Source organism: Pseudomonas sp. PGPPP1 (assembly GCF_002255865.1).
GTDB lineage: Bacteria > Pseudomonadota > Gammaproteobacteria > Pseudomonadales > Pseudomonadaceae > Aquipseudomonas > Aquipseudomonas cremoris.
On sequence record NZ_NKIG01000035.1, the window covers coordinates 19,872 to 33,286 of the forward strand.

At 61.3% G+C, this 13,415-nt stretch carries 9 protein-coding genes and 2 pseudogenes; 7 read left to right on the forward strand and 4 right to left on the reverse strand.

Annotated elements, in window-relative coordinates:
- Positions 1–2: 2 nt before the first annotated feature.
- Positions 3–1,373 (reverse strand): GntT/GntP/DsdX family permease, encoded by a 1,371-nt coding sequence (locus tag CFE47_RS27165; RefSeq protein WP_185708231.1) that lies wholly within the window; start codon positions 1,371–1,373, stop codon positions 3–5.
- Positions 1,374–1,614: 241 nt separating this feature from the next.
- On the opposite strand from CFE47_RS27165, the gene CFE47_RS27170 reads away from it, so the two are divergent.
- Genes CFE47_RS27170 through CFE47_RS27180 form a run of 3 tightly spaced genes read left to right on the forward strand, consistent with a single transcriptional unit; the run spans position 1,615 to position 7,125 of the window.
- Entirely contained in the window at positions 1,615–2,835 is a 1,221-nt protein-coding gene (locus CFE47_RS27170; RefSeq protein WP_286841760.1) for a TolC family protein, read from the forward strand.
- Between the two features lie 18 nt (positions 2,836–2,853).
- Positions 2,854–3,960 carry an efflux RND transporter periplasmic adaptor subunit gene (locus tag CFE47_RS27175; protein WP_286841762.1) on the forward strand — a complete coding sequence of 369 codons (1,107 nt, stop codon included), beginning with the start codon at positions 2,854–2,856 and terminating at the stop codon, positions 3,958–3,960.
- 18 nt (positions 3,961–3,978) lie between these two features.
- Positions 3,979–7,125 carry a CusA/CzcA family heavy metal efflux RND transporter gene (locus CFE47_RS27180; protein ID WP_286841764.1) on the forward strand — a complete coding sequence of 1,049 codons (3,147 nt, stop codon included), beginning with the start codon at positions 3,979–3,981 and terminating at the stop codon, positions 7,123–7,125.
- On the opposite strand, the gene CFE47_RS27185 is transcribed toward CFE47_RS27180, so the two are convergent.
- From CFE47_RS27185 to CFE47_RS27195, 3 genes are all read right to left on the reverse strand, one after another.
- Positions 7,031–8,476, reverse strand: a complete 1,446-nt coding sequence (locus CFE47_RS27185) for a heavy metal sensor histidine kinase (RefSeq protein WP_286841766.1) — start codon at positions 8,474–8,476, stop codon at positions 7,031–7,033. The two genes, CFE47_RS27180 and CFE47_RS27185, sit on opposite strands and share 95 nt — an antisense overlap.
- A complete protein-coding gene (locus CFE47_RS27190; protein WP_286841768.1) occupies positions 8,473–9,147 on the reverse strand; it encodes a heavy metal response regulator transcription factor in 675 nt (224 codons plus the stop codon). Before CFE47_RS27190 ends, CFE47_RS27185 begins: the two co-directional genes overlap by 4 nt.
- Before the next feature lie 341 nt (positions 9,148–9,488).
- Complete coding sequence (locus tag CFE47_RS27195; RefSeq protein ID WP_286841770.1) at positions 9,489–10,808, reverse strand: OprD family porin; 1,320 nt, start codon at positions 10,806–10,808, stop codon at positions 9,489–9,491.
- Positions 10,809–11,032: 224 nt separating this feature from the next.
- On the opposite strand from CFE47_RS27195, the gene CFE47_RS27200 reads away from it, so the two are divergent.
- The 4 genes and pseudogenes from CFE47_RS27200 to CFE47_RS27210 all read left to right on the forward strand — a co-directional run bounded on the left by CFE47_RS27200 (position 11,033) and on the right by CFE47_RS27210 (position 13,415).
- Positions 11,033–11,365, forward strand: a complete 333-nt coding sequence (locus tag CFE47_RS27200; protein WP_185708238.1) for a DUF2790 domain-containing protein — start codon at positions 11,033–11,035, stop codon at positions 11,363–11,365.
- Between the two features lie 195 nt (positions 11,366–11,560).
- Positions 11,561–12,247: pseudogene (locus CFE47_RS31905) on the forward strand (PAS domain-containing protein); the annotation flags it as partial.
- A 108-nt stretch (positions 12,248–12,355) separates the two neighbouring features.
- Positions 12,356–12,787: pseudogene (locus CFE47_RS31910) on the forward strand (methyl-accepting chemotaxis protein); the annotation flags it as partial.
- Positions 12,788–12,839: 52 nt separating this feature from the next.
- Entirely contained in the window at positions 12,840–13,415 is a 576-nt protein-coding gene (locus tag CFE47_RS27210) for a flavin reductase family protein (RefSeq protein ID WP_286841773.1), read from the forward strand.

Genomic DNA, 13,415 nt, shown 5'->3' on the forward strand with positions numbered 1-13,415 from the left:
GTTTACGTCAGGAAGTGCCAGAGCAGCAGCGTACCCACCAAGCCGACCACTGAAACGATGGTCTGCAGCACCGACCACACCCAGATCGTCTGCTTCAGCTGCAGGCCAAAGTACTCACGCACCATCCAGAAGCCGGCGTCGTTGACGTGGCAGAAGAACACCGAGCCTGCGCCAATGGCCAGCGCTACCAATGAACTTTGGGTGGCGGCCAGCCCCATCATCATTGGCGCGAGGATGCCCGCGGTCGTGGTGGTGGCGACGGTGGCCGAGCCGGTGGCCTGGCGCAGGGCGACGGCGATCAGCCACGCCAGCAGCAGGTACGGCATGTGCGCGCCTTCGGCGACTTTGCTGATGGTTTGACTCACGCCCGCGTCCAGCAGGGTTTGCTTGAGTCCGCCGCCGGCGCCGATGGTCAGCAGCAACACGGCGATGGGGGCGAGGGCTTTGCGCAGGGTGTTGCCAACGTCGCTACGCGGCATGCCGGCGGCCCAGCCCAGGCAGATCACGGCAGCGATCACGGCCAGGCCGAGGGCGATCAGCGGTTCACCAAGGAATTTCAAGGTCAGCGCCACTGGGCTTTCCGGCGACATGGCGACTTTGGCCAAGGTGCTGCCGAGCATCAAAATCACCGGCAGCAAGATGATCAGCAACGACACCGCAAAACTCGGCTGGCGCGGTGCCTTGGGCGGTGCGCTGAACAGCGCGCCGATGTCGGCTGGTTCATCTACGTGCAGGCGCTTGGACAGCCAGTTGCCGTAGATCGGGCCCGCCAGTATCACTGCCGGCACCGCCAGGCAGAAGCCCAGCAACATGGTCAGGCCCAGGTCGGCGTGCAACGCGCCCACCGCAATCAACGGCCCTGGGTGCGGAGGCATCAGGGCGTGCAGCGTGGTCATGCCGGCCAGTGCGGGAATGGCGATTTTCAGCAGCGGTTGGTTCGAGCGCTTGGCCATCACAAAGATGATCGGCACCATCATCACCAGGCCCACTTCGAAGAACAGCGGCAGGCCGATCACCATCGCCACCAGCGCCATCACCCACGGCAAGGACTTGCCCTTGCCCAGCCCGAGCAACGTGGTGGCGATGCGGTCGGCAGCACCGGACTCTGCCATCAGCGCGCCAAGCATCGAGCCCAGGGCAATGATGATCCCGGCCTCGCCGAGGATCGCCCCCGCGCCTTTGCTGAAGGCCTTGGCCACTTCTTCCGGTGGCAGCCCGGCGCCGACGCCGGCGATGAAGGTGCCGATCAGGATCGACAGAAATGGCGGTAATTTGGTCGCGCTGATCAGCACGATGATGCTGGCGATGGCCAGCAACACGCAAAACATGAGACGGGTGTCGTGAACCATCCACGCGGCAGTCGATAACTCCAAAGCGGGACTCCTTATCGAACAGGTAGGGGAATTTGTTTCTTTTTGTTTCCTGCTCGAAAAGCATACCTGATCCCGCACTGGCCAAGTGCCGGTGTACCGTTTTGGTGCGATCAGCGGTAGTCGTCGCCAACGCCCGCCGCAGAGCCATTGCTGTCGTATTTGTAATCTTCCCTCCACCGCCCTGATAAGTCGCGAACGCTACATTGCCCCGGCTTCGACTTCATGGCCTGGAACTCTCGTTATGGCAATTTCCGTTAGAAACCTCCTTGTGGCGACGCTGCTCTGGGTGACCGCCAGTGCCGTTCAGGCACAAACACTGACCCTCGATACAGCCCTGCAAAACGCATTTGCCAACAACCCCGAGCTGGCCGCAGCCCGCTGGGAAATCGATATCGCTGAGGGCGGTCGCCAGCAGGCCGGTTTGATCCCCAACCCGGTGGTCTCCTGGGATGCCGAAGACACTCGCCGTGATAGCCGCACTACCACGATCAAACTCAGCCAAACGCTTGAACTGGGCGGCAAACGGGGGGCTCGCATCGACGTGGCCACACGCGCCCAGGATGCCGCCGCATTGACCCTGGAGCAGCGCCGCAATGGCTTGCGCGCCGACGTAATCGACAGTTATTACGCGGCCCTGCGTGCCCAGGAACGGCTTGATCTGGCGCAGCGCTCCCTGGCGTTGGCCGAGCGCGGCCTAGTCGTTGCCAACGGTCGCGTCAGCGCAGGTAAGTCATCGCCCGTAGAGGCCACACGCGCTCAGGTGCAACTCTCGGAAATACGCCTGGAACTGAACCGTGCGCAGATTGGCCTCACCGATGCCTATCGTCGCCTGGCCGCCAGCACCGGCAGCGCCACGCCGGACTTCCAGGCAGTCGCGTCACAACGTGAGTCCACTCCAGTCCTGCCAGCGGCGGCGCTACTGTTGGCGCGCCTTGAACAAACTGCCGAGTTGCGCCTGGCCGAACTGCAGGTCTTGCAGAACGAGGCCAGCGTAGGCCTGGAAAAAGCCCAGCGCATTCCCGATCTCGATGTGTCTATCGGCAGCCAATACGACGCCAGCGTGCGTGAGCGGGTGAACGTGGTGGGCGTGTCGATGCCCATCCCGTTGTTCAACCGCAACCAGGGCAACGTGCTCGCCGCCAGCCGTCGCGCCGACCAGGCGCGCGACCTGCGCAATGCCGCCGAGCTGCGCCTGCGTACCGAAACCCGACAAGCACTGGACCTGTGGCAAACCGCCAATACCGAGGTGCGTGCGTTCAACCAGCAGATCCTGCCGGCGGCACAAAACGCAGTCGACAGCGCTACCCGTGGCTTCGAAATGGGCAAGTTCAACTTCCTCGACGTGCTCGACGCCCAGCGCACCCTGATCGCGGCCCGCACCCAATACCTCACGGCGACCGCCCAGGCCACCGACGCCTGGGTGCGCATCGAACGGATCTACGGCGACCTCGCCCGGTTTTGATTTCTCCAGGAGTGACCCATGAATAAACCACACGGCGTGGCGCTTGCCATCGCCTTGAGCCTGATGCTGTCTGGCTTTGCAAAGGCCGATGAAGATGAAGGCGAACTCGAGCTCACCGAACAGCAGATCCAGGCCGCCGGCATTCAACTGGCCCAGGCCCAACCGCGCACGCTCAGCACGATGCTGACGCTGCCGGGAGAGGTGCGGTTCGACGAAGACCGCACCTCGCACATCGTGCCCCGTGCGGCCGGTGTGGTGGAGGCGGTGAAGGTCAATCTCGGCCAGTCGGTAAAGAAAGGTGAGCTGTTGGCGGTGATCGCCAGCCAGCAGATTTCCGACCAGCGCAGTGAGTTGGCCGCCAGCGAACGCCGGGTCGAACTGGCGCGCACCACCTTCCAGCGTGAGCGTCAGTTGTGGCAGGACAAGATCTCCGCCGAGCAGGATTACCTGCTGGCGCGCCAAACCCTGCAAGAAGCCGAAATCGCCTTGAACAACGCGCGCCAGAAAATGAGCGCCCTCAGCGGTAGTGCCGTCTTGGTCGGCGGCAATCGCTATGAACTGCGCGCGCCGTTCGCCGGTGTCGTGGTGGAAAAACACCTGGGCGTCGGCGAAGTGGTCAGCGAAACCAGCAACGCCTTCACCCTCTCCGACCTGTCCCAGGTGTGGGTCACCTTTGGCGTGTTCCCCAAAGACTTGAACAAAGTGCGCGTCGGTAAAACCGTGAAAGTCACTTCCACCGAAATGGGCACCGACGTGCGTGGCAGCGTGGCCTACGTCGGCAGCCTGCTGGGTGAACAGACGCGGACCGCCACGGTGCGCGTGACGGTGCCCAACCCCGATGACGCCTGGCGCCCCGGCTTGTTTGTCAGCGTGCAACTGGCCACCGACACCTACCAGGCCAAGGTCACCGTGCCCCAGGCCGCGATCCAGACCATCGAGGACAAACCCTCGGTGTTCGAGCGTACCGAGCACGGTTTTGTCACGCGCCACCTTGAGTTAGGCGTGAGCGAGGACGGCTACGTCGAAGTGCGCCAGGGCCTCGACGCCGGCGCGCAGGTGGCCACGGTTGGCAGCTTCATCCTCAAGTCCGAACTGGGTAAAGGCTCGGCCGAGCACGCCCATTGATCCTGCGAGTGATTCCCCATGTTTGAGCGCCTTATCCAATTCGCCATCGAGCAGCGCATCATCGTGCTGCTGGCGGTGCTGTTGATGGCCGGAGTCGGCATTGCCAGCTATCAAAAGTTGCCCATCGACGCGGTGCCCGACATTACCAATGTGCAGGTGCAGATCAACTCGGCAGCGGCCGGTTTTTCGCCGCTGGAAACCGAGCAGCGCATCACCTTTCCCATCGAGACCGCGATGGCCGGGTTACCGGGGTTACAGCAAACCCGTTCCCTGTCGCGCTCGGGTTTGTCCCAGGTCACGGTGATCTTCAAGGACGGCACCGACCTGTTCTTCGCCCGTCAATTGGTCAACGAACGCCTGCAAGTGGCCCGCGAACAATTGCCGCCGGGTATCGAAACCGCGATGGGACCGATTTCCACTGGTCTCGGGGAAATTTTCCTGTGGACCGTCGAAGCCGAAGACGGCGCGCTCAAGGAGGATGGCACGCCCTATACGCCGACCGACCTGCGCGTAATCCAGGACTGGATCATCAAACCGCAGCTGCGCAACGTGCCCGGTGTGGCTGAGATCAACACCATCGGTGGCTTCGCCAAGGAATACCAGATTGCCCCTGACCCCAAGCGTCTGGCGGCCTACAAGCTGACCTTGAATGATCTGGTCACGGCGCTTGAGCGCAACAACGCCAACGTCGGCGCCGGGTATATCGAGCGTAGCGGTGAACAGTTGTTGATCCGTGCACCAGGGCAGGTGGCGTCTATCGATGACATCGCCAATATCGTCATCACCTCCTCGGACGGCACGCCGATTCGCGTGCGCAATGTGGCCCACGTCGAGATCGGTCGTGAACTGCGGACCGGCGCGGCCACCGAGAACGGTCGTGAGGTGGTGCTGGGAACGGTGTTCATGTTGATCGGTGAAAACAGCCGAAGCGTGTCCCAGGCGGTGGCAAAAAAACTTGAAGAGATCAACCGTTCGCTGCCAGAGGGTGTGGTGGCGGTCACGGTTTACGACCGTACCAACCTGGTGGAAAAAGCCATCGCCACGGTGAAGAAAAACCTCTTCGAAGGCGCTCTGCTGGTGGTCGCGGTGCTGTTCCTGTTCCTCGGCAATATCCGCGCCGCGTTGATCACGGCAATGGTGATTCCGCTGGCGATGCTGTTCACCTTTACCGGCATGTTCACCAACAAAGTCAGCGCCAACCTGATGAGTCTCGGCGCGCTGGACTTCGGCATTATCGTCGACGGTGCGGTGGTCATCGTCGAGAACGCCATTCGCCGGCTGGCCCATGCGCAACAGCGTCACGGCCGATTATTGACCCGCAGCGAGCGCCTGCACGAAGTGTTTTCGGCGGCCAAGGAAGCGCGCCGCGCACTGATCTTCGGGCAACTGATCATCATGGTGGTGTACCTGCCGATCTTCGCCCTCACCGGGGTGGCCGGGAAGATGTTCCACCCGATGGCGTTCACCGTGGTGATCGCCTTGCTGGGGGCGATGATCCTGTCGGTGACCTTCGTGCCGGCGGCGATTGCGCTGTTCGTCACTGGCAAAGTCAAGGAAGGAGAAAACCTGGTGATGCGCACCGCGCGTCGCGCCTATGCGCCGGTGCTGGATTGGGTGATGGCGCGCCGACCGCTGGTGTTTGGCTTGGCGGTGTTGACCATCGTCGGCTCGGGTTTGGTCGCCAGCCGCATGGGCAGTGAGTTTATCCCCAGCCTCAGTGAAGGCGACTTCGCCCAACAGGCGTTGCGCGTGCCCGGCACCAGCCTGACGCAATCGGTGCAGATGCAGCAGCAGCTGGAAAAAACCTTGATGGCCCAGGTACCGGAAATTCAGCGGGTGTTCGCGCGTACCGGCACGGCGGAAATTGCGTCCGACCCCATGCCGCCGAATATTTCCGACAGCTACGTGATGCTCAAGCCGAAGGACCAGTGGCCCGATCCGAAAAAGTCCCGTGAGACGTTGATCGCCGATATCCAGCGCGCCAGTGCGATTGTGCCGGGCAGCACGTATGAACTGTCGCAACCGATCCAGCTGCGCTTCAACGAGTTGATTTCCGGTGTACGCAGCGATGTGGCGGTGAAGGTGTTTGGCGATGACATGGCGGTGCTGAACAAGACAGCGGGAGAGATCGCCGAAACGTTGCAAAAGCTCAACGGCGCATCGGAAGTGAAGGTGGAGCAAACGTCCGGCCTGCCGGTACTGACGATCAATATTGACCGTGACAAGGCCGCACGGTTTGGCCTGAATGTCGGCGATGTGCAGGACACCATTGCCGTCGCGGTCGGTGGCCGTCAGGCCGGTACGTTGTACGAAGGTGACCGGCGTTTCGATATGGTCGTGCGGTTGTCCGACGCGTTGCGTACCGACATCGACGGGCTGTCACGCCTGTTGATCCCGGTGCCCGGTAATGCGTCCGGCGAGTTGGGCTTTATCGCCTTGTCGCAAGTGGCCAGCCTGGATCTGGTGCTCGGCCCGAACCAGATCAGCCGCGAAAACGGCAAGCGCTTGGTCATTGTCAGCGCTAACGTGCGCGGGCGTGATATCGGCTCGTTCGTGGACGAGGCCGAGGCTGCCATCATCGCGCAAGTGAACGTGCCGGCCGGTTACTGGACCACCTGGGGCGGTCAGTTCGAACAGTTGAAGGACGCCTCCGAGCGCCTGCGCATCGTGGTGCCGGTGGCGTTGCTGCTGGTGTTTGGGCTGTTGTTCATGATGTTCAACAACCTCAAGGACGGGTTGCTGGTGTTCACCGGCATTCCGTTCGCGTTGACCGGTGGGATCATGGCGCTGTGGCTGCGGGATATTCCGCTGTCGATCTCGGCGGGGGTGGGGTTTATTGCGTTGTCCGGCGTAGCCGTACTCAACGGGCTGGTGATGATCGCGTTTATCCGCAACCTGCGTGAGGAGGGGCGTTCGTTGACGGTGGCAATCAACGAAGGCGCGCTGACCCGGCTGCGTCCGGTGTTGATGACGGCGCTGGTGGCCTCCCTCGGGTTTATCCCCATGGCGCTCGCTACCGGCACCGGCGCCGAAGTGCAACGGCCGCTGGCGACGGTGGTGATCGGTGGGATTATTTCCTCGACGCTGCTGACCTTGCTGGTGCTGCCGGCGCTATACCAGTGGGCGCATCGCAAGGAAGAGGAAACACCAACCGAAACAACGTAAACCCACCGGGCAGGCTGCGTACTTCGGCCTGCCCCTGGTGCAGGATCATGATCGAACGCACGATGGCCAGCCCCAGGCCGGTGCCGCCTTCGGTGCGGGCGCGGCTGCTGTCGACGCGGTAGAAGCGCTCGAACAGGTGCGGCAGGTGGTGCGCTTCGATGCCGGCGCCGGGGTTGCTGACCGATATCGAGGCGTGGCCGTCATAGGCTTCCACCAGCAGCGAAATATGCGCGCCCTGCGGGCTGTGGCGGATGGCATTGGACAGCAGGTTGGAGAGAGCGCGCTGGATCATCAGGCGGTCACCGTGCACCTGGGCATCGCCACTGAGGGTCAGGCTCAGTTGTTTGTCCTCGGCGCTCAGGGCGAACAGTTCCATCACCCGCTGCGCTTCATCTGCCAGCGACACAGGCATGAACGAAGCCCGTGCCGCCGGGTGGCTGACCTGGGCCAGGAACAACATGTCGGAGACGATGCGCGCCAGGCGCTCCAGCTCCTCGGTGTTGGACTCCAGCACGGCCTTGTATTCATCGGGCGGCCGCTGGCGCGAAAGCGTCACCTGCGCCTTGCCCATCAGGTTGGTCAGGGGCGCGCGCAATTCGTGGGCGAGGTCGTCGGAAAACTGCGAAAGCTGCTGCACCCCCGCGTCCAGGCGCTTGAGCATTACGTTGAAACCTTGCGCCAATTCGCCCAGTTCAAAGGGCAGGTTATCAACCGCCAAGCGATGGGTCAGGTCCTGGGTGGTGACTTTGGCCGCCACTTGGCTGAACTGCTTCAACGGCGCCAAGCCGCGCTGCACCAACCACCAGGCGCCCATGCCGATCAGGATCAACAGCATCGGCAAGGCGATCACCGTGGCGCGCAGGTAGGCACTGAGCAAAGCCTGGTCGTCCATGCGGTCGAGGGACAGCAACACGCGCACCCGCTCGCCACTGGCCAGGCGCATCAGGCTGGAGGCGCTGAGCACCTGATTGCCGAAACTGTCTTCCCAATTGAGGTAACCCAGGGTTTCCCGGTGGGCATAAGTGGTGAGCAACGGCTCTTGTGGTTTAGCGCCAACGCTCAGCAACACCCTGTCATCGGGCGCAGTGGCGACGATGGTCAGGTAGAAGTTGTCGTGGCCCATCACCAGGTCCATCAGCGCATGCGGGCGCGCACGAATGGCGCGGGTGTCGAGGCCTTGCGCCAAGCTGTGCTGGATCTGCTCCATTTTGCTTTCCAGGCCCTTGCGCGCGAGTTTTTCCAGCTCAAAGGTCAGGGCCAGATAGGCCAGGGTCGCCAGCAACACCACCAGGCCGGCGCCCATCAGGCTGACGGTCAGCCCCAGGCGCATCGACAAGCTGCTGGTCTTCATGGGCGCGCCTCCAGCACGTAGCCTACGCCGCGAATGGTGTGGATCAACTTGACCTCGCTCTGGTCATCCACCTTGGCCCGCAGGCGGCTGATGGAGACTTCCACCACATTGGTGTCGCAATCGAAATTCATGTCCCACACCAGGGAGATGATCTGCGTGCGGGTCATCACTTCGCCGGTCTGGCGCATCAACACCTGGAGCAGGGCGAATTCCTTGGTGGTCAGGTCGATCCGCCGGCTGCCGCGATAGGCGCGATGGCGGCGCGGGTCCAGTTCCAGGTCCGAGACACGGAACACATCCGGCTGCGGAATATGTTCACTGCGGCGCAACAGGGTGCGCACCCGAGCCAGCAGTTCGGGAAACTCGAAGGGCTTGACCAGGTAATCATCGGCGCCCATGTCCAGGCCCTTGATCTTGTCGTCCAGTCGGCCGCGTGCCGTGAGCATCATCACGCGTTGGCTGCCGGTGCGGCGCAAGTGGTCCAGCACTTCCCAGCCATCCTTGCCGGGCAGGTTGACGTCAAGGATCACCAGTTCGTAGGCGTGTTGCCCGGCCAGGTGCAGGCCGTCGATACCGTTGGCAGCGCAGTCGACCACATAGCCGCTTTCACTGAGGCCTTGTTGCAGGTAGGCCGCGGTTTTTTGCTCGTCCTCGACCACAAGGATACGCATGGGGGATTTACCTTTTTCGAAAAGAGAAGGGGGGATCCATTTCCTTATGGAAGGTGTTGTTGGGGGAGTCGGGAAAGTCTGAACCGTGAAGTGACTTCAAGGTCAACTGCGACCATCGGTCGCAACTAAGCGAGCACAAAAAAAACGCCCCAATGGGGCGTTAAAAATCCATCTCTTTCCAAAGGAGCTACACAAAAGCTTCAGAGATGAATGTGCTCGGTGTTGCAAGTTGAAGCCAGTGTACGAAGTTCAACTTAACGAGAAGGTGAGGCCAATATTACAGTTTTGATAACAGGCTATTTGTGAACAGATGTTAGTTAAACGCGACCGAATGTAATGACTCACAAAACTGCCAGCGGGTATTCGGCAATCAGGCGTACTTCTTCCAGGTCTGACTCAAACGCGCTGGAGCGCACCGTGGCCTGGCGCAAGCGCAGGGACAAATCCTTCAAGTGGCCACTTTGCACCACATATTTGGCCTCGATATCGCGCTCCCAGCGACGTTGATCGGTGAGCGGGTCGCCCGCCGCATCGCGGCGCATATACACCGCATTTGCGTTGCTGTAATCCGCGCCGGTGCCCTTGCCGTAGCGGGTCATGAACGACAGACCGGGAATGCCGAACGGCTGCATGTCCAAGTCGTAGCGCACCATCCAGGAACGCTCCTTGGGCGAGTTGAAGTCGCTGTATTGGATCGAGTTGTTGAGGAAGATCGAGTCCGACTGGCGCAAGTAGTCGAAGTCATCATCGCCATTGTTGCGCTGGTGCGACACGGCCACGCTGTGGGCGCCGACCTTGACGCCGAAGCGGGCGCTCCAGATGTTGTTGTCGAACTCGCCGAGCAGTTTTTTGCCTTCGTCCACGGCCTTGTAATAGTTGAAATCGCCGAACAGCGAGACGTCGTCGTTCAGCGGGTAGCTGGCGGCGCTGCCGAAGTAATACTGATCCCACGCATCCTTCAAACGGCTGCTGTAGAGGCTCACGCTGAGGTGTTTGTTTACCGTGTAGTCGCCGCCGAAATAGCCGATCCAGGGCGAGTCGACCTTGCCGGCGTAAAACGTCGCAAACCCTTTGTTCATGCCGCTTTCGGTGGGCTGGCTCATGCCGCTCAGGCGCCCGCCTTGCAGGCTCAACCCTTCCAGGCTGGTGTTTTGCGCGGTCACACCACGAAAGCTTTCCGGCAACAGGCGCGAGTCACCGTAGGCCACCACAGGCGTCAGTGGGAATACGTCGCCCGCCTTGACGACGGTGTCGAGCACGCGCAGTTTCGCGGCGCCGCCGATTTTGCTGTAGCTGCTTTCGGGGTGGTTGTCGCTGTCCACCGGCAGTACGCCGAACGAACCCTTGCCGCCGCTGCGGCCGGTGCCAGAGTCGAGTTTCAGGCCGTACATGGCAAACGCATCCAGGCCAAAACCGACGGTGCCCTGGGTGAAGCCGGATTCGAACCTGCCGATCAGCCCCTGCGCCCAGGCTTCGGAATAGCCGTTGCCGGTAGGGCTGGACTGGCCTTTGCGGTCATCGCGGTTGAAATAGAAATTGCGCGTCAGCAGGTTCACGCTGCTGCCTTCGATAAACCCTTTGGGCTTGTCTTCCAGCGCGGCGGCGGCCAGTGGCAGTGCGGCAATCAATGAAAAGGGAAGGGTGTAATAAACAGTGTGCATGTTGCGCTCCTCGGTATTGGCAGTGATCAGCTTCTTATGAGGTGGGCGTTCTTATTGATATGGCCCGGGCCGATAGTTGCAAATGGCAGGTAACGCGTTCGTTGCACGAACATTACAATTCTGGAACGTTGTGCCCACCTAACAAATAAGTAATGTTCTGGTGAACATCGCGTCAGGGTTCGCTGGTTACTCTCGGCACTGAACTTTCAGTCGAGGAACCTGTGATGAACTTTTATAAACTTAGCCTGGGTGTATTAACGGCCGTCTTGTCATTCGGTGCGTTGGCCGAGGGCGGTGGCGATCGCACGTTTGCGCAGATGATGGAGCGCAATCAGCGAGCGATGGAGGCGTATGCCGAAAAGAACGGGCGGCCTGCGCCGGTGGTCCAGACCTATCGCTACGGCATGAAGCTGGACATTGCCAAGGTGGTCAACGTCACCCCGCCGATTCGCTCGTGCAATCCGGTGCCGTCGCGCATGACGTATGAAGACTCCAACGGCAAGCTCAATACCCTGGAGTATCAAGTGATGGGTGTATGCCGAAACAACGGGGGTTGATGGATCCAAAAAAAGAGTTGGGCGCAGCGCTAAAGTGCTCTTCAGAAAACGCCCGCAGGGCCGATGCAGGTCAGATCACTCTGCCTAATTGACCATCGGTGCCCAATGTTCAACACCCGTTTGAAGCAGGAGCTGTCGGCTCTTCGCGAAGAATTGTCCAGCATGCAACAGGTGAAGGAGAGCCTGGAAAGCGAAATGCTGTGCCTGACGCTGGATGCCGAAGGCCGTGTTGAATGGGCCAACAGCAATTTCCTGCAGGAGTTGGCCTACCAGAGCACTCAACTGCTGGGGCGCCCTATCGAAGACCTGGCGCCGGCTCATGTGCGCAAGGATGAGTTCCAGCAGCGCTTCAAGAACGCCTTGGTGCGCGGTGAACACTTTGCCGGGACCGTGCGCCTGATGCGCGGCAATGGTCAGGAAGCCTGGCTGCGCTCCATCGTGCAGCCGGTGCGCGGTTCCGATGGGCGCATCAAGCAGTTTTCGATTTTCTCCAGTGACCTCACCCGCACGATTGAAGCCTCGCGTGAGCATGAAAACCTGATCACGGCACTGGTGCGTTCCACGGCGGTGATCGAGTTTGACCTGGCGGGGCATGTGCTTACCGCCAACGACCGCTTTTTGAGTGGCATGGGTTACAGCCTGGCGCAGATCCAAGGCAAACATCACCGCATGTTCTGTGACCCGCAAGAGTCCAACAGCACCGAGTACCAGGAGTTCTGGAAACGGTTGAATAACGGCGAGTTTGTGGCCGCTCGCTTCAAGCGCGTGGATAGCCACGGCCGCGTGGTGTGGTTGGAGGCGACGTATAACCCGGTACTGGACGCCACGGATCGCCTGTACAAAGTGGTCAAGTTCGCCACCGTGATCACCGACCAGGTCAACCAGGAGCAAGCCGTCGCCGAAGCCGCGAACATTGCCTACAGCACCTCGCTGCAAACCGATAACTGCGCCCAGCGCGGCACCACCGTGGTGACGCAGGCGGTGGATGTGATGCGCGACCTGGCCAAGCACATGCAACAGGCCGGTGAAGGCATTGAGGCACTGAATGCTCAATCCCAAGTGATCGGCACCATCGTCAAGACCATCAGCGGGATTGCCGAGCAGACCAACTTGCTGGCGCTCAACGCCGCCATCGAGGCCGCGCGTGCCGGTGAGCAGGGCCGAGGTTTTGCGGTGGTGGCCGATGAGGTTCGCCAACTGGCCTCACGGACCAGCAAGGCGACCGAGGAGATTGTTGGCGTGGTGCGTCAGAACCAGGACATGGCGCGCGATGCGGTCACCCTGATGACCGACGGGCGTCTGCAAGCCGAGCAAGGCCTGGCCCTGGCGGCCGAGGCGGGCACGGTCATTGTGGAGATCCAGGACGGCGCGCAAAAAGTCGTCAGCGCTGTCGGTCAGTTCGCCAATCAACTGTCGAGCTGAGCGTAGGGCTCAGGTATCGTAGGTTTTTTCTCGCTTGAAGAGCCGACTGTCCATGAGCCCTACCCACCGTCGCCCCGTTCCACTGTCCAAGGCCTACCGTTTGCTCAATCACGGCCCGACCGTGCTGGTGAGCGCTGCGCACAATGGCCGGCGCAATATCATGGCCGCCGCCTGGGCCATGCCGCTGGATTTCGAACCGCCGAAAGTCGCGGTGGTGCTGGACAAGGCCACCTGGACCCGCCAACTGCTGGAAGGCGCTGGCACCTTTGTGCTTCAAGTGCCGTGCGTAGCCCAGGCCGACCTGGTGCAAACGGTGGGCAACACCAGCGGTGCCGAGACGGACAAATTCGCCACTTATGGCCTACAGACGTTCAACGGCGAGCACACCGAAGCACCGCTACTGGAAGGTTGCGTCGCTTGGCTGGAGTGCCGTCTGCTGCCCGAGCCCCACAACCAGCAAACCTATGACCTGTTCCTCGGCGAAGTGGTCGCGGCCTATGCCGACGAACGCGTGTTCAGCGAAGGGCATTGGCACTTCGAGGGCCACGATCAATTGCGCACCTTGCATCACATCGCGGGCGGCAACTTCCTGACCATCGGCGAGCCGATTACCGGGCGCCAGTTGTAA

Coding starts and splice junctions, on each gene's coding strand:
- CFE47_RS27170 (WP_286841760.1), top strand. CDS start 1,615: ATGGCAATTTCCGTTAGAAACCTCCTTGTGGCGACGCTGCTCTGGGTG.
- CFE47_RS27175 (WP_286841762.1), top strand. CDS start 2,854: ATGAATAAACCACACGGCGTGGCGCTTGCCATCGCCTTGAGCCTGATG.
- CFE47_RS27180 (WP_286841764.1), top strand. CDS start 3,979: ATGTTTGAGCGCCTTATCCAATTCGCCATCGAGCAGCGCATCATCGTG.
- CFE47_RS27185 (WP_286841766.1), bottom strand. CDS start 8,476: ATGAAGACCAGCAGCTTGTCGATGCGCCTGGGGCTGACCGTCAGCCTG.
- CFE47_RS27190 (WP_286841768.1), bottom strand. CDS start 9,147: ATGCGTATCCTTGTGGTCGAGGACGAGCAAAAAACCGCGGCCTACCTG.
- CFE47_RS27195 (WP_286841770.1), bottom strand. CDS start 10,808: ATGCACACTGTTTATTACACCCTTCCCTTTTCATTGATTGCCGCACTG.
- CFE47_RS27200 (WP_185708238.1), top strand. CDS start 11,033: ATGAACTTTTATAAACTTAGCCTGGGTGTATTAACGGCCGTCTTGTCA.
- CFE47_RS27210 (WP_286841773.1), top strand. CDS start 12,840: ATGAGCCCTACCCACCGTCGCCCCGTTCCACTGTCCAAGGCCTACCGT.